Annotated in this window: 20 protein-coding genes; 8 read left to right on the top strand and 12 right to left on the bottom strand. The window is 59.6% G+C overall.

Features of this window, described 5'->3' with window-relative positions:
• Positions 1–9 precede the first annotated feature (9 nt).
• The 3 genes from mreD to mreB all read right to left on the bottom strand — a co-directional run bounded on the left by mreD (position 10) and on the right by mreB (position 2,802).
• Entirely contained in the window at positions 10–501 is a 492-nt protein-coding gene (gene mreD, locus ACTWLJ_RS02655) for a rod shape-determining protein MreD (RefSeq protein ID WP_212544075.1), read from the bottom strand.
• Positions 501–1,622 carry a rod shape-determining protein MreC gene (gene mreC / locus ACTWLJ_RS02660; protein WP_445181440.1) on the bottom strand — a complete coding sequence of 374 codons (1,122 nt, stop codon included), beginning with the start codon at positions 1,620–1,622 and terminating at the stop codon, positions 501–503. The genes mreD and mreC overlap by 1 nt, the downstream gene beginning before the upstream one ends.
• A gap of 142 nt (positions 1,623–1,764) precedes the next feature.
• A complete protein-coding gene (gene mreB / locus ACTWLJ_RS02665; RefSeq protein WP_002555108.1) occupies positions 1,765–2,802 on the bottom strand; it encodes a rod shape-determining protein MreB in 1,038 nt (345 codons plus the stop codon).
• 211 nt (positions 2,803–3,013) lie between these two features.
• On the opposite strand from mreB, the gene gatC reads away from it, so the two are divergent.
• The 6 genes from gatC to ACTWLJ_RS02695 all read left to right on the top strand — a co-directional run bounded on the left by gatC (position 3,014) and on the right by ACTWLJ_RS02695 (position 8,238).
• Positions 3,014–3,301, top strand: a complete 288-nt coding sequence (gatC, locus tag ACTWLJ_RS02670) for an Asp-tRNA(Asn)/Glu-tRNA(Gln) amidotransferase subunit GatC (protein WP_007901429.1) — start codon at positions 3,014–3,016, stop codon at positions 3,299–3,301.
• Positions 3,302–3,317: 16 nt separating this feature from the next.
• Entirely contained in the window at positions 3,318–4,769 is a 1,452-nt protein-coding gene (gatA, locus tag ACTWLJ_RS02675; RefSeq protein WP_445179775.1) for an Asp-tRNA(Asn)/Glu-tRNA(Gln) amidotransferase subunit GatA, read from the top strand.
• A gap of 10 nt (positions 4,770–4,779) precedes the next feature.
• Positions 4,780–6,225, top strand: coding sequence for an Asp-tRNA(Asn)/Glu-tRNA(Gln) amidotransferase subunit GatB (gatB, locus tag ACTWLJ_RS02680; RefSeq protein ID WP_445179776.1), 1,446 nt, complete (start codon positions 4,780–4,782; stop codon positions 6,223–6,225).
• 149 nt (positions 6,226–6,374) lie between these two features.
• The gene (locus ACTWLJ_RS02685) at positions 6,375–6,749 is read left to right on the top strand and encodes a septal ring lytic transglycosylase RlpA family protein (RefSeq protein ID WP_445179777.1); all 375 of its coding nucleotides are present in this window, start codon (positions 6,375–6,377) and stop codon (positions 6,747–6,749) included.
• A gap of 50 nt (positions 6,750–6,799) precedes the next feature.
• Positions 6,800–7,861 (top strand): calcium/sodium antiporter, encoded by a 1,062-nt coding sequence (locus tag ACTWLJ_RS02690; protein ID WP_445181441.1) that lies wholly within the window; start codon positions 6,800–6,802, stop codon positions 7,859–7,861.
• The gene (locus ACTWLJ_RS02695) at positions 7,858–8,238 is read left to right on the top strand and encodes a carboxymuconolactone decarboxylase family protein (protein WP_445179778.1); all 381 of its coding nucleotides are present in this window, start codon (positions 7,858–7,860) and stop codon (positions 8,236–8,238) included. The genes ACTWLJ_RS02690 and ACTWLJ_RS02695 overlap by 4 nt, the downstream gene beginning before the upstream one ends.
• 395 nt (positions 8,239–8,633) lie before the next feature.
• On the opposite strand, the gene ACTWLJ_RS02700 is transcribed toward ACTWLJ_RS02695, so the two are convergent.
• The 5 genes from ACTWLJ_RS02700 to kdgD all read right to left on the bottom strand — a co-directional run bounded on the left by ACTWLJ_RS02700 (position 8,634) and on the right by kdgD (position 15,261).
• Positions 8,634–9,575, bottom strand: a complete 942-nt coding sequence (locus ACTWLJ_RS02700) for an AEC family transporter (protein WP_401220464.1) — start codon at positions 9,573–9,575, stop codon at positions 8,634–8,636.
• A gap of 188 nt (positions 9,576–9,763) precedes the next feature.
• Positions 9,764–11,317: a galactarate dehydratase gene (gene garD / locus ACTWLJ_RS02705; protein ID WP_445179779.1), complete on the bottom strand. Its 1,554-nt coding sequence runs from the start codon at positions 11,315–11,317 to the stop codon at positions 9,764–9,766.
• An 11-nt stretch (positions 11,318–11,328) separates the two neighbouring features.
• Positions 11,329–12,777 (bottom strand): MFS transporter, encoded by a 1,449-nt coding sequence (locus ACTWLJ_RS02710; protein WP_445181442.1) that lies wholly within the window; start codon positions 12,775–12,777, stop codon positions 11,329–11,331.
• A gap of 65 nt (positions 12,778–12,842) precedes the next feature.
• Entirely contained in the window at positions 12,843–14,288 is a 1,446-nt protein-coding gene (locus ACTWLJ_RS02715; RefSeq protein WP_445179780.1) for an aldehyde dehydrogenase family protein, read from the bottom strand.
• A gap of 61 nt (positions 14,289–14,349) precedes the next feature.
• Positions 14,350–15,261 (bottom strand): 5-dehydro-4-deoxyglucarate dehydratase, encoded by a 912-nt coding sequence (gene kdgD / locus ACTWLJ_RS02720; RefSeq protein ID WP_008026855.1) that lies wholly within the window; start codon positions 15,259–15,261, stop codon positions 14,350–14,352.
• Between the two features lie 236 nt (positions 15,262–15,497).
• Here kdgD and ACTWLJ_RS02725 point away from each other — a divergent pair, with 236 nt between their 5' ends.
• Together ACTWLJ_RS02725 and ACTWLJ_RS02730 are read left to right on the top strand one after the other, a co-directional pair.
• On the top strand, positions 15,498–16,802 hold the full coding sequence (locus ACTWLJ_RS02725) for a phospholipase (RefSeq protein WP_445179781.1): 1,305 nt from the start codon (positions 15,498–15,500) through the stop codon (positions 16,800–16,802).
• Positions 16,803–16,813: 11 nt separating this feature from the next.
• The gene (locus ACTWLJ_RS02730; RefSeq protein ID WP_400774890.1) at positions 16,814–17,002 is read left to right on the top strand and encodes a hypothetical protein; all 189 of its coding nucleotides are present in this window, start codon (positions 16,814–16,816) and stop codon (positions 17,000–17,002) included.
• A gap of 129 nt (positions 17,003–17,131) precedes the next feature.
• Here the strand turns inward: ACTWLJ_RS02730 and ACTWLJ_RS02735 are convergent, their stop codons facing one another.
• From ACTWLJ_RS02735 to ACTWLJ_RS02750, 4 genes are all read right to left on the bottom strand, one after another.
• Positions 17,132–17,881 carry a FadR/GntR family transcriptional regulator gene (locus ACTWLJ_RS02735; RefSeq protein ID WP_401220449.1) on the bottom strand — a complete coding sequence of 250 codons (750 nt, stop codon included), beginning with the start codon at positions 17,879–17,881 and terminating at the stop codon, positions 17,132–17,134.
• Between the two features lie 177 nt (positions 17,882–18,058).
• Positions 18,059–19,786, bottom strand: a complete 1,728-nt coding sequence (locus ACTWLJ_RS02740; protein WP_445179782.1) for an ABC transporter ATP-binding protein/permease — start codon at positions 19,784–19,786, stop codon at positions 18,059–18,061.
• Between the two features lie 96 nt (positions 19,787–19,882).
• Positions 19,883–20,443, bottom strand: coding sequence for a response regulator transcription factor (locus ACTWLJ_RS02745; protein WP_003221630.1), 561 nt, complete (start codon positions 20,441–20,443; stop codon positions 19,883–19,885).
• On the bottom strand, positions 20,436–21,704 hold the full coding sequence (locus ACTWLJ_RS02750; RefSeq protein ID WP_445179783.1) for an ATP-binding protein: 1,269 nt from the start codon (positions 21,702–21,704) through the stop codon (positions 20,436–20,438). Before ACTWLJ_RS02750 ends, ACTWLJ_RS02745 begins: the two co-directional genes overlap by 8 nt.
• Between the last annotated feature and the right edge of the window lie 311 nt (positions 21,705–22,015).

Raw genomic sequence — 22,015 nt, forward strand, 5'->3', positions numbered from 1 at the left:
CTGACCGAATTAATTGATTTTGTAGCGGCGACGCAATCCACGCAAAGCGAAGCTGACCCAAGGCCAGAGCAAGGCACTGACCAGTGCTGGCAGTACCAGCGCCAGCGTCGGCTGACGATTGCCGGTCAGGGCGCTGAGCCACAGTTGCACCAGTTGTGCGAGGCCGAAAATCACCAGAATCACCAGGCATTGCTGCCACATCGGGAACATCCGCAGGCGCTGTTGCAGCGACAGGACCAGGAAGGTGATCAGTGTCAGGATCAACGCGTTCTGTCCCAGCAACGTGCCATACAACACATCTTCAGCGAGGCCCAGACAGAATGCGGTGACCATGCCGACCGTCTGCGGCATGTACAGCGCCCAGAACGTCAGGAGCAGTGCCAGCCACAGCGGGCGGAGGATTTCCATGAATTGCGGCAACGGCGAAACGCTGAGCAGCAGGCCGATGGCGAACGTCAGCCAGACTATCCAGCCGTTTCGGGAAGCAGTAGCCCCGACCATTATTCTTGTCTCCCGGTATTGGCGGGCGCGGTGACCGGCGGTTTCGCCGCTGGTCGCGCAGCAGGCTGGGTAGCCGGAGGTTTACTGGCCGCTGGTGGTTTTGCAGGCGGTTTGCCGGCAACCGGTTTGGCAGGTGTGGCTGCGGCCGGCACCGATGCAGCAGCGGGAGTTGCCGGGGCGGCGGTCGCTGGAACGGTATTCACGGTTTTCGGCACAGTGGCCGGAACGATCGGGCCGCCACCGAAGGCATCAAGATTTTCCTGCGCCTGCGCCGCATCATTGGCGCGTTCTTCGGCGGTGCGGGTGTCACTGAATACCAGCAGCAGATAACGGCTGCGATTCAGCGCCGCTGTCGGTACGGCGCGGACAATCGCAAACGGCTGGCCGGAGTCGTGAATCACTTCCTTGACCGTCGCCACCGGGTAACCCGCCGGGAAACGCTGACCCAGGCCCGAGCTGACCAGCAGATCGCCTTCCTTGATATCCGCCGTGTCCGCTACGTGACGCAATTCCAGGCGTTCCGGATTGCCGGTGCCACTGGCAATCGCCCGCAGACCGTTACGGTTCACCTGAACAGGAATGCTGTGAGTGGTGTCGGTCAACAGCAATACACGCGAGGTGTACGGCATCAACTCGACCACTTGCCCCATCAGGCCACGCGCATCGAGCACCGGCTGACCGAGCACCACGCCGTCGCGCTCACCTTTATTGATGATGATGCGATGGGTGAAAGGATTGGGGTCCATACCGATCAACTCGGCCACTTCGACCTTTTCGTTGACCAGTGCGGAGGAATTGAGCAACTCGCGCAGCCGAACGTTCTGCTCGGTGAGGGCGGCAAGCTTCTGCATTCGACCCTGCAACAGCAGGTTTTCGGTCTTGAGTTTTTCGTTGTCGGCGACAAGTTCGGTGCGACTGCCGAACTGGCTGGCGACACCTTCCCAGAGACGACCGGGCAGGTCGGTTATCCAGTAGGCATCCATCAGCACCAGCGACGCTTGGCTGCGTGCAGGTTTGAGCAGACTGAAGCGGGCATCGACCACCATCAGCGCGACCGAAAGTACGGCCAGCACCAGCAGGCGAACACCCAATGAAGGGCCCTTGGCGAAAAGCGGTTTAATAAGCCGCTCCTCCCAGGCAAATGTTCTGTTTATTCATACGGCATCAAACCGGCCTGGATGAAGACTGACAGAAGATAAACGCCAACAGGCAGCACTGCAAAGTGCTGCCTGCGCGCTCACCCACGTATTGCAACCCGGCGACTTATTCGCTGGAGAGCAGATCCATGGTGTGTTTATCCATCATTTCCAATGCACGGCCACCGCCGCGAGCAACACAGGTCAGCGGATCTTCGGCAACGATCACCGGCAGACCGGTTTCCTGGGCCAGCAACTTGTCGAGGTCACGCAGCAGCGCGCCACCACCGGTCAGCACCAGTCCACGCTCGGCGATGTCGGAAGCCAGTTCCGGCGGCGATTGCTCCAGAGCGCTTTTCACGGCCTGAACGATGGTTGCCAGCGACTCTTGCAGAGCTTCCAGCACTTCGTTGGAGTTCAGGGTGAATGCGCGTGGAACGCCTTCGGCCAGGTTGCGACCGCGAACATCGACTTCGCGAACTTCGCCGCCCGGGTAGGCAGTACCGATTTCCTGCTTGATGCGCTCGGCAGTCGATTCACCGATCAGGCTGCCGTAGTTACGGCGCACGTAGGTGATGATCGCTTCGTCGAAGCGGTCGCCGCCAACGCGGACGGATTCGGCATAAACCACACCGTTCAACGAGATCAGGGCGATTTCGGTAGTACCACCACCGATATCCACGACCATCGAACCGCGCGCCTCTTCTACCGGCAGGCCGGCACCGATCGCAGCAGCCATTGGCTCTTCGATCAGGAACACTTCACGAGCGCCGGCACCAAGGGCCGATTCACGGATGGCACGACGCTCAACCTGGGTGGATTTGCATGGAACGCAGATCAGCACACGAGGGCTAGGCTGCAGAAAGCTGTTTTCGTGAACCTTGTTAATAAAGTATTGCAGCATCTTTTCGCAGACGCTGAAGTCGGCGATCACGCCGTCTTTCATCGGACGAATGGCAGCAATGTTGCCCGGCGTACGGCCGAGCATGCGCTTCGCTTCGGTGCCGACAGCAACGACACTTTTCTGGTTACCGTGTGTCCGAATGGCCACAACCGATGGCTCATTCAGGACGATACCGCGCTCGCGCACGTAAATAAGGGTGTTGGCAGTGCCCAGGTCAATGGAAAGATCGCTGGAAAACATGCCACGCAGTTTCTTGAACATGGGAAAGGGACCCTAGGCAACGCGTGGGTAAAAAAGTGCGGCAAACTCTAACAACGACAGGGATTTTGGGCAAGGCGCCAATATGTTAAATTGGCCGCTTTTCTGTGCACCAAGCCCCACAATCGCGGCCTTATGACCGTAGAAGTGCGGTAGTGTTCCGACAATCTAACACACGGACGCCGTCCGTTCTGTTTTCCACAGGAGAATCCCGATGGCGCTAGAACGCTCCGACGTGGAAAAAATCGCACATTTGGCCTGCCTTGGCCTTAATGATGCCGATCTTCCACACATTACTTCCGCACTCAACAGCATTCTCGGGCTGGTCGACGAAATGCAGGCTGTTAATACCGACGGAATCGAGCCTCTGGCCCACCCGCTGGAAGCCAGTCAGCGCCTGCGCGCCGACGTCGTGACCGAGACCAATCATCGCGAGGCCTATCAGTCCATCGCACCAGCGGTCGAAAACGGCCTGTATCTGGTTCCGAAAGTCATCGACTAAAGGGAAAGAGCCTGCAATGCATGAAATGACTCTGGCCGAGATCGCCCGCGGTCTCGCCGATAAAAAGTTTTCCTCCGAAGAGCTGACCAAAGTCCTGCTGGCGCGTATCACCCAGCTCGACCCGCAGCTCAACAGTTTCATCAGCCTCACCGAAGAGCTGGCCATCGAGCAGGCGAAAGCCGCCGACGTGCGCCGTGCCAACGGTGAGAGCGGCGCCCTGCTTGGCGCGCCGATCGCTCACAAAGACTTGTTCTGCACCCAGGGCATTCGCACCAGCTGCGGCTCGAAGATGCTCGACAACTTCAAAGCCCCGTACGACGCCACCGTAGTCGCGAAACTGGCAGCTGCCGGCGCCGTGACCCTGGGCAAGACCAACATGGACGAATTCGCCATGGGTTCGGCCAACGAGTCGAGCTGGTACGGCGCGGTGAAAAACCCGTGGAACCTGGAACACGTACCGGGCGGTTCGTCCGGTGGCTCGGCTGCGGCCGTTGCCGCTCGTCTGTTGCCAGCCGCCACCGCGACCGACACTGGCGGTTCGATCCGTCAGCCGGCCGCGTTCACCAACCTCACCGGCCTGAAACCGACCTACGGTCGCGTTTCGCGCTGGGGCATGATCGCTTACGCCTCCAGCCTCGATCAGGGCGGCCCGTTGGCGCGCACTGCCGAAGATTGCGCAATTATGTTGCAAGGTATGGCCGGCTTCGATCAGAACGACTCCACCAGCATCGATGAGCCTGTGCCGGATTACTCCGCCAGCCTCGGCGATTCGCTGCAAGGCCTGCGCATCGGCGTGCCGAAGGAATACTTCAGCGCCGGTCTCGACCCGCGCATCGCCGAACTGATCCAGAACAGCATCAAAGAGCTGCAGAAGCTCGGTGCCGTGATCAAGGAAATCAGCCTGCCGAACATGCAGCACGCGATCCCTGCGTACTACGTGATCGCGCCGGCAGAGGCTTCCTCGAACCTGTCGCGTTTCGACGGCGTGCGCTTCGGCCATCGCTGCGAGAACCCGGAAAACCTGATCGACCTGTACAAACGCTCGCGTGGCGAAGGCTTCGGCCCGGAAGTACAGCGCCGGATCATGGTCGGTGCCTACGCGCTGTCCGCCGGTTACTACGACGCCTACTACTTGAAAGCGCAGAAGATCCGTCGCCTGGTGAAGAACGATTTCATGGCTGCCTTTAATGAAGTCGACATCATCCTCGGCCCGACCACGCCAAACCCGGCCTGGAAGATTGGCGCCAACAAGAACGATCCGATCGCCGAATACCTGGAAGACATCTACACCATCACCGCCAACCTCGCGGGCCTGCCGGGCCTGTCGATGCCGGCCGGTTTTGTCGACGGTCTGCCGGTTGGCGTGCAGTTGCTCGCTCCGTATTTCCAGGAAGGTCGCCTGTTGAACGTTGCCCACCAGTATCAGCTCAACACTGACTGGCACACCCGCACCCCAACCGGCTTCTGAGGAGACACACATGCAATGGGAAGTCGTGATCGGGCTGGAGATTCACACCCAGCTCACCACCCGGTCGAAAATCTTTTCCGGTAGTTCCACGCAGTTCGGCTCTGAGCCGAACACTCAGGCCAGCCTGATCGACCTGGGCATGCCCGGCGTATTGCCGGTGCTGAACCAGGAAGCGGTGCGCATGGCGGTGATGTTCGGTCTGGCGATTGATGCCGAGATCGGTCAGCACAACGTGTTCGCCCGTAAAAACTATTTCTACCCGGATCTGCCGAAGGGCTACCAGATCAGCCAGATGGAATTGCCGATTGTCGGCAAAGGCCACCTGGACATCGCCATGGAAGACGGCACGATCAAACGTGTCGGCGTAACCCGTGCGCACCTGGAAGAAGACGCCGGCAAGAGCCTGCACGAAGAATTCAACGGTGCCACCGGCATCGACCTGAACCGTGCCGGCACGCCGCTGCTGGAAATCGTTTCCGAGCCGGACATGCGCAGCGCCAAGGAAGCCGTGGCCTACGTCAAGACGATCCACGCGCTGGTACGTTATCTGGGCATCTGCGACGGCAACATGGCCGAAGGTTCGCTGCGTTGTGACTGCAACGTGTCGATCCGTCCGAAAGGCCAGGTCGAGTTCGGCACCCGCTGCGAGATCAAAAACGTCAACTCGTTCCGCTTCATCGAGAAGGCGATCAACTCCGAGATCCAGCGTCAGATCGAGCTGATCGAAGACGGCGGCAAAGTGATCCAGCAGACCCGTCTGTACGATCCGAACAAGGACGAAACCCGTCCGATGCGCAGCAAAGAGGAAGCCAACGACTACCGTTACTTCCCCGATCCGGACCTGCTGCCGGTGATCATCGAGAACTCGTTCCTCGACGAAGTGCGCGCCACGCTGCCGGAACTGCCACCGCAAAAACGCGAGCGCTTCCAGGAGCAATTCGGCCTGTCGGTCTATGACGCCAGCGTCCTGGCCACCAGCCGCGAGCAAGCCGATTACTTCGAGAAAGTCGCGAGCATCGGCGGCGACGCCAAACTGGCGGCGAACTGGGTGATGGTCGAGTTGGGCAGCCTGCTCAACAAGCAAGGCCTGGACATCGAAGCATCGCCGGTTTCAGCCGAGCAATTGGGCGGCATGCTGCTGCGCATCAAGGACAACACCATCTCCGGCAAGATCGCCAAGGTCGTGTTCGAAGCGATGGCCAACGGCGAAGGCAGCGCGGACGAGATCATCGACAAGCGCGGTCTCAAGCAAGTGACCGACAGCGGCGCAATCTCGGCAGTACTGGACGAAATGCTCGCGGCCAACGCCGAGCAGGTCGAGCAATACCGTGCGGCAGACGAAGCCAAACGCGGCAAGATGTTCGGCTTCTTCGTCGGCCAGGCCATGAAAGCCTCCAAAGGCAAGGCCAACCCGCAACAGGTGAACGAATTGCTGAAAAGCAAGCTCGAAGGCTGATGCAAATGGAGCCAGATCCAAACCCTGGCTCTATTCCCTGTGGGAGCGAGCTTGCTCGCGAAGGCGTCATGACATTCAACATGAATGCTGAATGTGACGACCTCTTCGCGAGCAAGCTCGCTCCCACATTGTTATTTGGGAGCTTTCGAATGAAACGTCTGCTCGGCGCTTGCGCCCTGCTCTCTTTACTGGCCGGTTGCGCCAGCACTGACACCATCGACCCGCACGGTTACGACCAGACCGGCGTCGCCTCCTATTACGGAGCCAAACACCACGGTAAACGCACCGCCAGCGGCGAAGCGTTCAACCAGAATTCCCTGACCGCCGCCCACCGCCAGTTGCCGTTCGGCACTCGGGTGAAGGTCACCAATCTGAAAAATGACCAGTCCGTCGTGGTGCGAATCAACGACCGCGGCCCGCATACTCGTGGGCGCCTGATCGACCTGTCCCGCGAAGCCGCAGACCAGATCGGCATGCTGCGCTCCGGCACCGCACGGGTTCGCGTGCAGGCCCTCGACGACTGACTGATGGAGCACAAATCATTTTCGGATTAGCCGATATCCCGCTGATCAACCTGATCGAACTGTTCAGCGGTTTGCTCCTGCTGATCGTCGGCGCTGAATTGATGGTGCGCGCCGCCGTGCGCCTGGCCGCGCGCCTGCATGTTCGACCACTGATCATCGGCCTGACCATCGTCGCCCTCGGCAGCAGCGCACCGCAGATGACCGTCAGCCTGCAAGCTGCGCTGACGCACAACCCGGACATCGCGGTTGGCAGTGTGATCGGCAGCAGCATTTTCAACATCCTCGTGACCCTCGGCCTGTCGGCGCTGATCATACCTTTGCGGGTATCGCGGCAACTGGTGCGTCTGGATATTCCGTTGATGATCGGCGCGAGCCTGCTGGTGTTCGTCATGGCGTGGAATGAACAGATCAGTCGCTTCGACGGGGTTCTGCTGCTCGGCGCATTGGCGCTGTATCTCGGCTTGCTGTTGCGTCAGTCGCGGCATTCGGTGCGCCCGCATTCCGAACAACCGCAGGGGCCGCAAGCGCCGTGGCTCAGCAGTCTGCTGATGATCGTCGGCGGTCTGGCACTGCTGGTTTTCGGCGGGCATTTGCTGATCGGTGCTGCAGTGGTGGTGGCGACTGATCTGGGCTTCTCCGAGCGGGTGATCGGCCTGACCGTCGTCGCCGTCGGCGCCTCGCTGCCGGAACTCGCGACCTCGTTGATCGCCGCGTTGCGCGGGCAACGGGATATCGCCGTGGGCAACGTGATTGGCGCCAATCTGTTCAATCTGCTCGGGGTGCTAGGCCTCACAGCGCTGATTACGCCGACGCCGCTGTCGGTTTCACCGAATGCGCTGGATTTCGATTTGCCGGTGATGCTCGGTGTCGCCGTGCTGTGCCTGCCGGTGTTCTACTCCGGCTACCGCGTGACCCGCGCCGAAGGTTTGTTGCTGCTCGGTTTGTACCTGGTTTATGCGCTGCATGTGGTGTCGTTCACCACTGGCATGCCGCTGGCCGGCAGGCTCGAACGGCTGATGCTGTTTTATGTGCTGCCGTCGCTGCTGGCGTTTCTGCTGTTCACGTCAGTGCGCGCCTGGCGCCGCCAACACCACAAAAGGGATATGCCATGACCGATTCGAAGAAGTCCGGGGTTGAAGTCCGCCGCCAGGTAATGGGCGATGTGTTTGTCGATCGCGCCTTGGGCAACGCCACCGAGTTCAGCCAGCCGTTGCAGGATTTCGTCAACGAGCATGCCTGGGGCGGTGTGTGGAACCGTGAAGGTCTGCCGCTGAAAACCCGCAGCCTGATTACCCTTGCCGCCCTCACCGCACTGAAGTGCCCGCAAGAGCTGAAAGGCCATGTGCGCGGCGCGCTGAACAATGGTTGCACGGTAGAAGAGATTCGCGAGGCGCTGCTGCATTGCGCGGTGTATGCCGGCGTGCCGGCGGCGATTGATGCGTTTCGGGCGGCGCAGGAAGTGATCGATACCTACCAAAAACCTGAGTGATTCAGTGCTGCTGAAATAGCTATCGCTAGCAGGCTAGCTCCCACAAGTTTGGTGTTGTTAAGCAAATTTCATCAACACTGAGAATCCCTGTGGCAGCTAGCTCCCACAGGTTTGGTGTTGTTAAGCAAACTTCATCAACACTGAGAATCCCTGTGGCAGCTAGCTCCCACAAGTTTGGTGTTGTTAAGCAAATTTCATCAACACTGAGAATCCCTGTGGCAGCTAGCTCCCACAGGTTTGGTGTTGTTAAGCAAATTTCATCAACACTGAGAATCCCTGTGGCAGCTAGCTCCCACAGGTTTGGTGGTGTTAAGCAAATTTCATCAACACTAAGAATCCCTGTGGGAGCTAGCCTGCTAGCGATGAGGCCCTAAGCAACACCGCAAAACTCAGGATCAGATCCACCCGCCCCACTGTAAAAAGAAGATCCCGAGGTTGGTGGTGATCGCCGCCATCAGCGTGGTCAGCACAATGATCGCCGCCGCCAGCTCATGATTGCCCTGCGCCGCCCGGGCCATGACGAAACTGGCCGCCGCCGTCGGGCTGCCGAAGTACAAAAACAGAATCCCCAGTTCCGCCCCGCGAAACCCGCACAGCCACGCCCCAAGGGTCGCCAGCACCGGCAGGCCGATCATCTTCACCAGACTCGAACTCAGCGCCATGCTGCCGCTCTTGCGCAACGCCGCCAGTGACAGCGTGCCGCCGATGCAGATCAATGCCAGCGGCAACGTGGTCTGCGCCAGATATTGCCCGGAAGTTTCCAGCCATCCCGGCAGGCTGATCTTGAAGTAAGCGAACGGTGCCGCCGCAATCACGCTGATGATCAGCGGATTGCTGAACACGCTTTTGCAGATGCTCCACGGATCGGACTTGATCACCGGGCTGTACACCGCCAGCACGATGGTCGAAAGGGTGTTGTAGAAGAGGATCACCAGCGCCGCAAGAATCGCCCCGAGCGAGATGCCGTAATCGCCATACATGCTCGCCGCCAGCGCCAGGCCGATCACCCCGTTGTTGCCGCGAAATGCGCCTTGGGTGTAGATGCCGCGATCTTCACGCGGGCATTTGATGATCGCCCAACCCCAGGCGATAGCGAAACACACCAGCGTGGCGACAGAGAAGTAGATCAGCAGTGCCGGTTGCAGTGCTGCGTGCAGGTCGGCATGCAGAATGCCGAGAAACAACAGCGCCGGCATGCTGACGTTGAATACCAGCGCCGACGCAGTGTGGATGAAGTTGTCGTTGATCCAATCGATGCGCTTGAGCAGCACACCGAGAAACAGCATGGCAAACACCGGCGCGGTGATGTTCAGGGTTTCGAGGAAGATAGCCAGCATGCCAGGGGGAACCTTGGGTGAGCGTCGGTTAGGGGGCTAATGATAAGCCACAAGTCCTCTGGCGTCTGTTGGATAGCCTTCGCGAGCAAGCTCGCTCCCACAACTGACCTTCAGTGCTCACACAGTTAGTGAAACAAAGGAGATCCCCTGTGGGAGCGAGCCTGCTCGCGAAGAACGATAACGCGGTCTCAGGTAATCGGCGCCGGGTTGAACAATGTGATGTCGTTATGCAGCTTGTGCTTCTCAGCCCATGTCTGCTGCTTGCCGCTCGCCACGTCCAGGTAGAAGTGAAACAACTCCCAACCGAGTTCTTCAATCGTTGCGCGCCCGGTCGCGATCCGTCCGGCATCGATGTCGATCAAGTCCGGCCAGCGCTGCGCCAGCTCAGTCCGGGTCGAAACTTTGACTACCGGCGCCATCGCCAGACCATACGGCGTACCCCGCCCGGTGGTGAACACATGCAGGTTCATCCCCGCCGCCAACTGCAACGTACCGCAGACAAAATCACTCGCCGGCGTGGCGCAGAAGATCAAACCCTTCTGCTTGAAACGCTCACCCGGACCGAGCACGCCATTGATCGCGCTGCTACCGGATTTGACGATTGAGCCCAGCGACTTCTCGACAATGTTCGACAAGCCACCCTTCTTGTTGCCCGGCGTGGTGTTGGCGCTGCGATCCGCCTCACCCTTGGCCAGATAACGGTCGTACCAATCCATCTCGCGCACCAGTTCCTTGGCGACGGTCTCGGTTTGCGCGCGGGAGGTCAGCAGGTAAATCGCATCGCGCACTTCGGTGACTTCGGAAAACATCACCGTCGCTCCGGCACGCAGCAGCAAGTCCGAGGCATAACCGAGCGCCGGGTTGGCGGTGATTCCGGAGAACGCATCGCTGCCACCGCACTGCATGCCCAGAATCAGCTCGGACGCCGGTACGGTTTCGCGGCGGCGCTGGTCGAGTTTCTTCAGACGGACTTCGGCCAGCGCCATGATCTGCTCGATCATTTCGCTGAAACCGTGACTGGAGTCCTGCAAGCGATACAGCCATGGATCGCTGAGATCAACCGACGCGTCGTCCTCGTGCATCACCTGCCCGGCCTGCAATTTCTCGCAGCCCAGACTGATCACCAGCGCTTCGCCACCGAGGTTCGGGTTGCGCGCCAGATTGCGCACCGTACGGATCGGGATGTAGGCGTCGGTGGCGGTGATCGCCACGCCACAACCGTAGCTGTGCGTCAGCGCCACCACGTCATCGACATGCGGATACTTCGGCAGCAGCTCATCCTTGATCCGTTTTACCGCATGGTCCAACACCCCGGTGACGCACTGCACGGTGGTGGTGATCCCGAGAATGTTGCGCGTGCCGACGGTGCCGTCGGCGTTGCGATAACCCTCGAACGTGAAACCTTCGAGCGGGGCCTGCGCGGTCGGCACTTCGGTGGACAGCGGCAGGCTGTCCAGCGGCGGCGCGGTCGGCATGCGCAGTTGATCTTCCTTGACCCAACTGCCACGGGGAATCGGCTGCAACGCGTAGCCGATGGTCTGCCCGTAACGAATCACCTGGCCGCCCTCGGGAATGTCTTCGAGGGTGACTTTGTGGCTCTGCGGCACGAAGTCCACGGTCACCAGGCCATCCGGGAACTCGGTACCCGCAGGCACGCCCTGGTCGTTGACCACGATCACTACATTGTCCCGCTCGTGCAGGCGGATGTAGCGCGGCGAGTCGGAATGTTCAATCAACTGCATGACGCCGCTCCTCAGGAATGCGCTTGAGACAATTTGCCGGTGACTTCAGAACCGCCGTTGGTTGGCGGTTCTTTGAGTACCACACGTTTGATCGGACCAACGATCACCAGGTAGCTGAACACCGCAACCAGCGCGTTGGCACCGACGAACACCAGTGCCCATTTGAACGAGCCGGTGGCGCTGATGATGTAGCCAATAACGATGGGCGTGGTGATCGACGCGATGTTGCCGAACATGTTGAACAGCCCGCCGCTGAGGCCGGCGATCTGCTTCGGCGAAGTGTCGGACACCACCGCCCAACCCAGCGCACCAACGCCTTTGCCAAAGAATGCCAGGGCCATGAAACCGACCACCATCCATTCGATGTCCACGTAGTTGCAGGCGACGATGCTGCTGCTGACCAACAGGCCGGCGATGATCGGAGCCTTGCGGGCGAAGGTCAGCGAATGACCTTTACGCAGCAGGTAATCGGAAATCACCCCGCCGAGCACACCACCGATAAATCCGCAGATCGCCGGCAAAGAAGCAATGAAACCAGCCTTGAGAATGGTCATGCCACGCTCTTGCACCAGGTACACCGGGAACCAGGTCAGGAAGAAATAGGTAATGCCATTGATGCAGTATTGGCCCAGATACACGCCAAGCATCATGCGATTGGTCAGCAACTGACGAATGTAATCCCACTTCGGACCGTCGGTCTTTTTCCCCTGCTTCAGGTCCATGTCGACCATGCCGCCGTTGTCGGCGATGAACTGCACTTCCGCTTCGTTGGCCATCGGGTGCTGGCGCGGGCTGTGGATAACCTTCAGCCAGATCAGCGAGAAGACAATGCCGAACATTCCCATGACGATGAACACGTGTTCCCAGCCAAAGCTGTAGACGATCCAGCCCATCAGCGGGGCAAACAGCACGGTGGCAAAGTATTGCGCCGAGTTGAAGATCGCCGAGGCGGTGCCGCGTTCAGCGGTCGGGAACCAGGCCGCGACAATACGCGCGTTGCCGGGGAAGGATGGCGCCTCGGCCAGACCGACCAGAAAGCGCAACATGAACAGCGCGACAATCGCCGTGGACATGCCGAACTCACCGACAAAGCCTTGCAGCACGGTGAACAGCGACCAGGTGAAGATGCTCAGCGCATAGACTTTTTTCGAACCAAACCGGTCGAGCAGCCAGCCACCAGGAATTTGCCCGGCGACGTAGGCCCAACCGAATGCGGAGAAGATATAGCCAAGAGTGACCGCGTCGATACCCAGGTCTTTTTGCAGGCTGGAACCGGCGATGGCGATGGTCGCGCGGTCGGCGTAGTTGATCGTGGTCACCAGAAACAGCATGAGCAGGATCAAATAGCGGACGTGAGTCGGCTTGGACGATTGCATGTAGATGTACTCCCACTGATTATTTTTATGCGCGGGTGAATCTTCTTTGGTCTTGCTTTTTGTGGGAGCTGGCCTGCCGGCGATGGCATCACCACGTTTTTTCAGCGACACCGCAGTGATGCCATCGCTTGCAGGCAAGCTCCTACAGATCAGGAGCCGATGTACGCGGTTTTCACCACGGTGTAGAACTCTTGTGCATAGCGGCCTTGCTCACGTGAGCCATAGGATGAACCCTTACGGCCACCGAACGGAACGTGGTAATCGACACCGGCGGTCGGCAGGTTGACCATCACCATCCCGGCTTGCGAGTGACGCTTGAAGTGGTTGGCGTACTTCAGCGACGTGGTGGCGATGCCCGCCGACAGACCGAATTCGGTGTCATTGGCCATGGCCAGTGCGGCGTCGTAATCGGCCACGCGCACGATGTTCGCCACCGGGCCAAAAATCTCTTCGCGGCTGATGCGCATCGATGATTCGCTGTCGGCAAACAGCGTTGGGGCGAGGAAGTAGCCTTCGGTGTCGCAGGTCACCAGACCGCCACCGCTGACCAGACGCGCACCTTCGGACTGGCCGATGTCGATGTATTTCATGTCTTGTTCAAGCTGCGCCTGCGAAACCACTGGCCCGATATCGGTGCCGGATTTCAGCGCGTGACCGACCTTGATCGACTTCATACGCTCGGCCATCGCCTCGACGAATTTGTCGTGGATGCCGGCAGTAACGATCAAGCGGCTCGACGCGGTGCAACGCTGGCCGGTGGAGTAGAACGCGCTCTGCACCGACAACTCGACCGCTTGCTTGAGGTCGGCGTCGTCGAGAATGATCTGCGGGTTCTTGCCGCCCATCTCCAGTTGCACTTTGGCCTGCCGCGACACGCAGTTGATCGCGATCTGCCGACCGACGCCAACCGAGCCGGTGAAGCTGATGCCGTCGACTTTCGGGCTGTTGACCAGCGCTTCGCCAACCACACGACCGCTGCCCATCACCAGGTTGAACACGCCGGCCGGGAAGCCTGCGCGGGAGATGATTTCCGCCAGTGCCCAGGCGCAGCCCGGTACCAGATCGGCAGGCTTCAACACCACGCAGTTGCCGTAGGCCAGGGCTGGGGCAATCTTCCATGCAGGAATGGCAATCGGGAAATTCCACGGGGTGATCAGACCGACCACGCCCAGCGCTTCGCGGGTGACTTCAACGTTGACGCCCGGACGTACCGACGGCACATAGTCGCCAGACAGACGCAGGCATTCACCGGCGAAGAACTTGAAAATGTTGCCAGCGCGTGTCACTTCGCCGATGGCTTCGGGCAGAGTCTTGCCCTCTTCACGGGCCAGCAAAGTGCCGAGTTCTTCGCGACGAGCGAGGATTTCAGTGCCGACTTTGTCCAGCGAATCGTGACGCGCCTGAATGCCCGAAGTCGACCACGCCGGGAACGCGGCACGGGCGGCGTCGATGGCGCTGTTGACCTGAGACAGATCGGCTTTGGCGTAGTCACCAATGGTGTCGCTCAACTCGGACGGGTTGATGTTGGCCGAGTAATCGGCACCGGCAACCCATTCGCCGTTGATGTAGTTGTCGTAACGCTTTGCATCAGTCACTGAATTTCTCCTCTCTACGCAAAAGCCGCTGATCGCTCAGCGGCCTCGGTTGGCTCGGGTGTTATTGCGCACCTTGTTTGTCGATCAGCGCGGCGAGCATTTCGTACTCTTCGCCGGTCAGGTCGGTCAGCGGCGCCCGCACCGGGCCTGCGTCATAGCCGGCGATTTTTGCGCCAGCCTTGACGATGCTCACGGCGTAACCGGATTTGCGGTTGCGGATGTCGAGGTACGGCAGGAAGAAGTCGTCGATGATCTTGCCAACGGTGGCGTGATCTTCACGGGCAATGGCGTGGTAGAAATCCATCGCGGTTTTCGGGATGAAGTTGAACACCGCCGACGAGTAAACCGGTACGCCCAGCGCCTTGTAGGCGGCGGCGTAGACTTCGGCGGTCGGCAAACCACCCAGGTAGCTGAAGCGATCGCCGAGGCGACGACGGATCGACACCATCAGTTCGATATCGCCCAGACCGTCCTTGTAACCGATCAGGTTCGGGCAACGTTCAGCCAGACGTTCCAGCAGCGGCGCGGTCAGGCGGCAAACGTTGCGGTTGTAAACCACCACACCGATTTTCACCGATTTGCACACGGCTTCAACGTGGGCGGCAACCCCATCCTGGCTGGCTTCGGTCAGGTAATGCGGCAGCAGCAACAGGCCTTTGGCGCCCAGACGTTCGGCTTCCTGAGCGTACTCGATGGCCTGCCGGGTCGAACCACCGACACCGGCCAGAATCGGCACGCTGGTTTCGCAGGTGTCGACGGCAGTCTTGATGATTTCCGAATATTCGCTGGCTGCGAGGGAGAAGAACTCACCGGTACCGCCAGCGGCGAACAGGGCCGAAGCGCCGTACGGAGCCAGCCACTCAAGGCGTTTGATGTAGCCAGCGCGGTTGAAATCGCCCTGGGCATTGAAATCTGTCACCGGGAACGACAGCAGACCGGAGGAGAGGATGGACTTCAGTTCTTGTGGATTCATTTTTCGAACACCCTGGGTAGCAACATATTGTGAGTTTTTATGGTCCGGCCAGCGCCGAAGTTGTAGGTCATCGTACAACTTAAAAGATAACCGTCAACTGCATTTCATCGCTGGCAGGCACTTTTTGTCGGACAAGATCGTTCCTTGACGTAGGAAAGTTCTCGGCTAAGCTCGATTTAACTGTATATGCATACAGTTAAATAAGAATCCACCGACGACATATCAAGGAGAAAGAAATGTCCGGACTACAAACAAAACCCCAGGAACGACCGACCCCGGTCATAGCGCGTTTCGATGATCTGTTCACCGAAAAAGGCATCGCCATCAGTGCCAACAATCCGCATCTGGTGCTGCACATCGCCGATGCCCACAGCGATGTCGACCCCGTCACCGCCCTCCCCGGCAAAGCCTTGAAAGGCAAACCGCAGCTGAGGTTCGAAGGTGGCGAACACACCGCGATAGGCGACAACACGCTGCTGCGCTTCGTCGAAAACGCCGAACCGGTGCTCGCGCAAAATGTGCAATTGCACCTGCCCAACGGCCTCGCACCGACTTATGGGCAAGTGCTGGCACTGGGCGGGGATTTCTACGGGGTCGTTGATCGACCGATCAACGAAGGCCCCACGCCGGTCGATCGCCTGCAACGCTTCAACGCCGCGTTTGACTCACTCGCCGTGCTCCCGGCCTCGAAGGCCGAAGCAACGCAGATTCTGGCGGTCATGCAAAAGGAGATCGACGCGGTCAAACAGGCGATCAAGGACGGCAAGCAACCGCACGAAGCCTATGACGCGCTCGGAGATACGTTGTCCGAAGAGTGGAACAAAATCACCGGCGGCGGCAGTTTCGTCTCGGCGCTGTTCCCGCTCGGTCGCTATCTGAAACTGGCGGCGAACAACGCCGACCACTTCGGCGAATGGGCAAAACTGGCCTACATCGCCGGCCACACCGCCGCCCTGCAAACCGTAATCGCTGCCCGCGCCACGCAGAACGAGCAACAACTGGAACGGGCTTACGCGATGAATGCGTTTGCCGATCACTACCTCACCGACCTGTTCTCTTCCGGCCACTTGCGGGTGCCCCGCAAAGCAATGGCTGCGGCGGTGACACCGAGCGACCTGGGTTCACTGGTCACCCGCTTCATGCATGACGAGGACAGCAAATTCGGCCTCAAGGTGCGCAATGCCCGGGGTGATCAATGGCGCGCGTTTGGCGACAAGCGTTACTTCGATGCAACCGATGCGGACAACCGTGCGCAGGTCAACCAAGCGGTACAGGCTTCGGCGGATGAGGTGTTTGCCGCCTATCTCAGCGGCACCCTGCCCGCCCCGTCCACATTCGCGGCGCTGCAACGGACACCCGATCTGAGCGCTGTACTGAATCTGGCGAACAACTTTTCGCCGCTGTTTCGCGTCGAGGGCGGCAAGGTTCTGCGCCGCAAGGATGTGAACAACCTCAACGACACCGCGACCATTGATAACTGGTGGGGCTGGAGCACTTATCTGTTGCTCAAGGACTACAAGCCAACCGGTAACACCCACTAAGGAGAGTACAGATGACGATCAAATTGAAACTGGAACTGGCGTCGGGACAGTCGCTGGAAGGTGCGCCGCTGGAGTTGCTGGCGGATGGCAAGGCGATTGCGCGGGGGGTTGTGGATAAGCGCGGGGATGTTGTGTTTGCAGTGCAGCCGGGGAAAGTGGCGTTGGCGGTGCGGGTGGATCGGTCGATATTGCAGAGTTGAATTTAAAGGCCCCATCGCGAGCAGGCTCACTCCTACAGGGTTATGTGTTGAGCACAGATCTTGTGCACGACATCAATTACTGTAGGAGTGAGCCTGCTCGCGATAGCGATGTGTCAGTCAATACATTACTTAGCCCCGCTGGGCCTGCGCCTCTTCATGCGCCTGGCGCAGTCGTTCGCGGCTGTTAGTCAGGTGCAGACGCATGGCCGCACGGGCCGCGTCCGAATCCTGACGGGCAATCGCTTCGTAAATCTCTTCGTGCTCACGGCTCAGGCGGCTCATGTAATGCTGCTGATCATCATGGGCCAGACGCGCCGAATTCAGCCGCGTACGCGGAATGATGCTGGTGCCGAGGTGGGTCATGATGTCAGTGAAATAACGGTTGCCGGTGGACAGCGCGATTTCCAGGTGGAAGGCAAAGTCCGAGGCCACTGCATCACTGGCGTGGGCGGCGCTTTCGTTTAACGCATCCAGCGCAGCGCGCATGGTTGCCAGTTGTTCGGGGCTGCGGCGTTGCGCGGCGAGGCCGGCGGACTCGACTTCGAGGCTGATACGCAATTCCAGAATTGCCAGTACGTCACGCAGGGTGACGACCGTCGCCGGGTCAATACGGAAGCCGCTCGGGCTCGGTGTGTCGAGCACAAACGTGCCGATGCCGTGACGGGTTTCGACTTGTCCTGCGGCCTGCAATCGGGAGATGGCTTCGCGCACCACGGTGCGGCTGACACCATGTTCCTGCATGATCGCCGACTCGGTTGGCAGCTTGTCGCCACGCTTGAGCAGGCCATCGCGGATCTGCTCGCTCAGCACCGTCACCAGTTCCTGTGCCAGGCTGCGGCGCTTGCGCGGAAGGCGCGGGGTGTCGATCAGGTTTTCCATGGCTCAGGTCTTGTCTCGTGGGTTCGGCTTGGTCCGCATGATAGCGCAAGCGGGTTGTACGATCACTTTCCCCTGTGGGAGCGAGCTTGCTCGCGAAGGCGGTTTCACATTCAACAATCATGTTGACTGCTCCAACGTCTTCGCGAGCAAGCTCGCTCCCACAGGGGGTTTCGCTGATCAGGCGGTTACGGTTTGCTCCACCAGGTGGCCGCTGTCGATCCGCACGTGCCGTGGGTGGAAGCGTTTCAGGCTGCTGCGGTGGCCGACGCTGACGATGCTCACGCCCGGCAACTGATCGATCAGTGCCTGATACAACGTCGCCTCATCTTCTTCATCCATCGCCGAAGTCGCTTCGTCCATGTACAACCAGTGCGGTGCGTAAAGCAGTGCGCGGGCGAAGGCCAGACGTTGCTGTTCACCCGGCGACAACATGCGCTGCCAGTGATTGGCTTCGTCCAGTCGTGCGACCAAATGTGGCAAACGGCAGGTCTCCAGCACTTGCACGTAACGCTCCGGCGCGTAGGTATCGCCCGGTTGTGGATAACTCAGCGCCTCACGGAGCGTGCCGATCGGCAGATACGGTTTTTGCGGCAGGAATAGATAACGCGCAGCCGGCAAGCGGATATTGCCGTGGCCCCGTGGCCACAAATGCCCCATCGCGCGCAGCAACGTGGATTTACCGCTGCCGGAACGGCCGCTGAGCATCACTCGGTCGCCCTCTTCCACCGTCATGTCGGCGCTGGTTAGCAAGTGACGACCGTCAGCCAGATCCAGACCGAGGTTATGCACTTTCAATTCGCTGCCCTGATTCTGCACATCGATGGCCGGCGTGCGTTCTTCGTTGTCGCGCATGGCTTGATGGAAACTCAGCAGACGATCACACGTGGCGCGCCAGGAAGCGAGGCTCTGGTACGCGCTGATGAACCAGCTGAAACTTTCCTGGACGTTGCCGAATGCCGAGCTGATCTGCATCAGTTCACCGAGTTCGATCTTGCCGGCGAGGTAACGCGGCGACGCAACGATGAACGGGAAAATGATCGCTGCCTGGCTGTAACCGGCAGTGAAGAATGTCAGGCGCTTGGACACTTTCATGATGTCCCAGAAGTTATGCCAGACATTGCCGAAACGGCTGCTCAAGCGACGGTTTTCGTTCGGTTCGCCGTTGTACAGCGCAATGCTTTCGGCGTTCTCGCGAATACGCACCATGGAGAAACGCAGGTCGGCTTCGAAGCGTTGTTGTTGGTTGTTCAGGCCAATCAAGCGACGACCGATCAAATGCGTCAGCCAACTGCCCACTACCGCGTAAACCAGCACGCACCAGAACATGTAGCCGGGAATGGTGATGCCGAAGACTTCGATGCTGCCCGACACGCCCCACAGAATGATCGAGAACGACACCAGGCTGACGATATTGCGCAGCAGGCCAATGCCCAGCTCGAGGGTGTTGGAGGTGAAGTTGTTGAGGTCTTCGGAAATCCGCTGGTCCGGGTTATCGGTGTAACCGCCCTGCTCCAGCTGATAGTAATTCTTGTCGGCCAGCCAACGGGCGAAGTGCTTCTCCGTCAGCCACGCTCGCCAGCGGATCGTCAGCATCTGGGTCAGATACAGCCTGTACACCGCGCCGACAATCGCCACCGCCGCAATCGCGCAGAAATACAGAATCAGCTGCCAGAACGCGGCTTCATCCTTCTTTTGCAAAGCGTTGTAGAAATTCTTGTACCAGGTGTTGAACCACACCGAAATCCCCACGCTGAGCAGGGAAAGCGCTATCACCGCAATCAGCAGCGTCCAGGCCTTGGCCTTCTCTTCACTGCGCCAGTAAGGCGTGATGATCGCCCATACCTTACGAAAAAACTGGCCGCGCACAGCATCGTTGACCGCGGAATATTCAGCGTTCTGATTCATGGAAAAGGCTCGATAAAGAAAAGAACAGACACGCACCGATCATAGTTGATCGGTGCGATTTATCGCGAGGGCTGGCGATAGTCGTTCAGCGCAGGTTCAGCGACGAACCGGGCGCTTCTGCAGTTTGCGCTGCAAGGTGCGGCGGTGCATGCCCAGAGCGCGGGCAGTGGCGGAGATGTTGCCTTCGTGCTCGGTCAGCACGCGCTGGATGTGTTCCCATTGCAGTCGATCGACCGACATCGGGTTTTCCGGCACCAGGCTGTCGAGGTCGGCGTGCTCGGACAGCAGAGCGGCCAGCACGTCGTCGGCATCCGCCGGTTTGCACAGGTAGTTGCAGGCGCCGCGCTTGATCGCTTCGACCGCGGTGGCAATGCTCGAATAACCGGTGAGGATTACCACGCGCATTTCCGGGTCCAGCTCCAGCAGCTTGGGCAGCAAGACCAGACCGGAATCGCCGTCCATTTTCAGGTCCAGCGCGGCGTAGTCAGGCAGATCGGCCTGGGCGATGGTCAGGCCTTCTTCGGCGGAACCGGCGGTGCTGACGCGAAAACCACGGCGAGCCATGGCACGAGCCATCACGCGGGTGAAAGTTGCATCATCGTCGACCAGCAGCAAATGCGGCAGTTCTTCGCCTTCGACTTGGATTTCGTCACTCATGTTGGTCTCCTCGGGCGGCACGGGGCAGGCGCAGCTCGGTGAGCGTGCCGCCTTCCTCATGACTATAGAGTTTCACTGAGCCGCCAGCGCGTGTCACGCTGGCCTTGCTCAAAAACAGGCCCAGGCCGAAACCTTTGCCCTTGGTGGTAAAAAACGGTTTGCCAATCTGTTCGGCGATGGCCAGCGGCACACCGGCGCCGTGGTCACGAATGCTGATGGTCAGGTCTTCGGTGTTCCAGTCCAGCGTCACCTGGAGGTTTTCCGGGCAGGCATCGGCGGCATTGTTCAGCAGATTGAGCAGCGCCTGCGTCAGATCCGGTGGCGGCGCCATGCGCGGCACGTCGCCCTGGCCGAGTCGCTGGAAGCGGTAACTGGCTTCGGGGCGCATCAGGTGCCAGCGGTTCAGCGCCTCATCGAGCCAGTCGGTGACATCCTGCATCTCCACCGCCAGACGTCGGTTGGCCTCCGCGGCGCGCACCAGTTGCTGCAAGGTCTGTTTGCACAGTTTGACCTGATCCTGCAGCACCTTGAGATCGTCTTGCAGCAGCGGGTCAGAGTGATCTTGCTGCATTTCGTTGAGCAACACGCTCATGGTCGCCAGCGGCGTCCCCAATTCATGTGCGGCGCCGGCAGCTTGAGTCGCAACAGCGAGCAATTGCTGATCGCGCAGGCCTTCTTCACGACGGATGGCGCGCAACTCTTCCTGACGACGCAGCTCTTCGGCCATGCGCGCAGCGAAAAACGTGATGACTGCGGCGGCAAGGGCGAAGCTCAGCCACATGCCGTAGATCTGCAAATTCTCGCGGGCAATCGGGAAAGTTTCCAGGGGAAACGGGTAGAACCGTGCCAGCAGCAAGGTGTACAGCGCCAGCGCAATGCCCGACAGAATCACCGAATAGCGCCACGGCAACGTCACCGCCGCAATGGTCAATGGCACCAGATAATAGGAAACAAACGGGTTGGTCGAACCGCCCGAGAAATACAGTAAGGCACTGTGGATAAACAGGTCGCAGGCCAGTTGCAGCGCGTATTCAAGCTCGGTGACCGGCCATGAAGTGCGCAGGCGCACGGCGGTGAACACGCACAACAGCGTCGAGCAACCGAGGGTCATCGCCAATTGCACCCATGGCAATGGCAGCAGTTCGAGCCAGTAGGCAATACCTACGGAACCGGCCTGCGCGGCGAGCACCAAAGTGCGGATGAAAGTCAGCCGCCAGAGGTTCTGGCGAGTGGCGGAAGTCAGTTGTACGGGGGCGAGCATGAGCTCTCCTGATGAGCGCTCCAGGCGAATCGCACGGAGTATAACCAAGGCGCGGGCTTGAGAGTCGAAAGTGCGGCAAACGACCACATGGCAGAAAGGTTATTTGAGGCTATAAGGCCCCATCGCCAGCAGGCTGGCTCCCACAGGATGTGCATTGCCGGATTTTAAGTCAGGCAGAATCATTCAAGAAGTGCATGGCCAGTGTGGGAGCCAGCCTGCTGGCGATTGGCTGCATAGCAGCCCCAACTATCTGTATAGAAGTTGTAACTGGGCGAACCGCATCATAAAAGTTAGAGTCTGATGGTTTCACG

Source organism: Pseudomonas sp. McL0111, assembly GCF_052567255.1.

What these genes read in the sequence shown, in the direction of transcription:
- mreD (WP_212544075.1), bottom strand. Translation starts at nt 501, where the DNA reads ATGGTCGGGGCTACTGCTTCCCGAAACGGCTGGATAGTCTGGCTGACG.
- mreB (WP_002555108.1), bottom strand. Translation starts at nt 2,802, where the DNA reads ATGTTCAAGAAACTGCGTGGCATGTTTTCCAGCGATCTTTCCATTGAC.
- gatC (WP_007901429.1), top strand. Translation starts at nt 3,014, where the DNA reads ATGGCGCTAGAACGCTCCGACGTGGAAAAAATCGCACATTTGGCCTGC.
- gatA (WP_445179775.1), top strand. Translation starts at nt 3,318, where the DNA reads ATGCATGAAATGACTCTGGCCGAGATCGCCCGCGGTCTCGCCGATAAA.
- gatB (WP_445179776.1), top strand. Translation starts at nt 4,780, where the DNA reads ATGCAATGGGAAGTCGTGATCGGGCTGGAGATTCACACCCAGCTCACC.
- ACTWLJ_RS02685 (WP_445179777.1), top strand. Translation starts at nt 6,375, where the DNA reads ATGAAACGTCTGCTCGGCGCTTGCGCCCTGCTCTCTTTACTGGCCGGT.
- ACTWLJ_RS02695 (WP_445179778.1), top strand. Translation starts at nt 7,858, where the DNA reads ATGACCGATTCGAAGAAGTCCGGGGTTGAAGTCCGCCGCCAGGTAATG.
- ACTWLJ_RS02700 (WP_401220464.1), bottom strand. Translation starts at nt 9,575, where the DNA reads ATGCTGGCTATCTTCCTCGAAACCCTGAACATCACCGCGCCGGTGTTT.
- garD (WP_445179779.1), bottom strand. Translation starts at nt 11,317, where the DNA reads ATGCAGTTGATTGAACATTCCGACTCGCCGCGCTACATCCGCCTGCAC.
- kdgD (WP_008026855.1), bottom strand. Translation starts at nt 15,261, where the DNA reads ATGAATCCACAAGAACTGAAGTCCATCCTCTCCTCCGGTCTGCTGTCG.
- ACTWLJ_RS02725 (WP_445179781.1), top strand. Translation starts at nt 15,498, where the DNA reads ATGTCCGGACTACAAACAAAACCCCAGGAACGACCGACCCCGGTCATA.
- ACTWLJ_RS02730 (WP_400774890.1), top strand. Translation starts at nt 16,814, where the DNA reads ATGACGATCAAATTGAAACTGGAACTGGCGTCGGGACAGTCGCTGGAA.
- ACTWLJ_RS02735 (WP_401220449.1), bottom strand. Translation starts at nt 17,881, where the DNA reads ATGGAAAACCTGATCGACACCCCGCGCCTTCCGCGCAAGCGCCGCAGC.
- ACTWLJ_RS02740 (WP_445179782.1), bottom strand. Translation starts at nt 19,786, where the DNA reads ATGAATCAGAACGCTGAATATTCCGCGGTCAACGATGCTGTGCGCGGC.
- ACTWLJ_RS02745 (WP_003221630.1), bottom strand. Translation starts at nt 20,443, where the DNA reads ATGAGTGACGAAATCCAAGTCGAAGGCGAAGAACTGCCGCATTTGCTG.
- ACTWLJ_RS02750 (WP_445179783.1), bottom strand. Translation starts at nt 21,704, where the DNA reads ATGCTCGCCCCCGTACAACTGACTTCCGCCACTCGCCAGAACCTCTGG.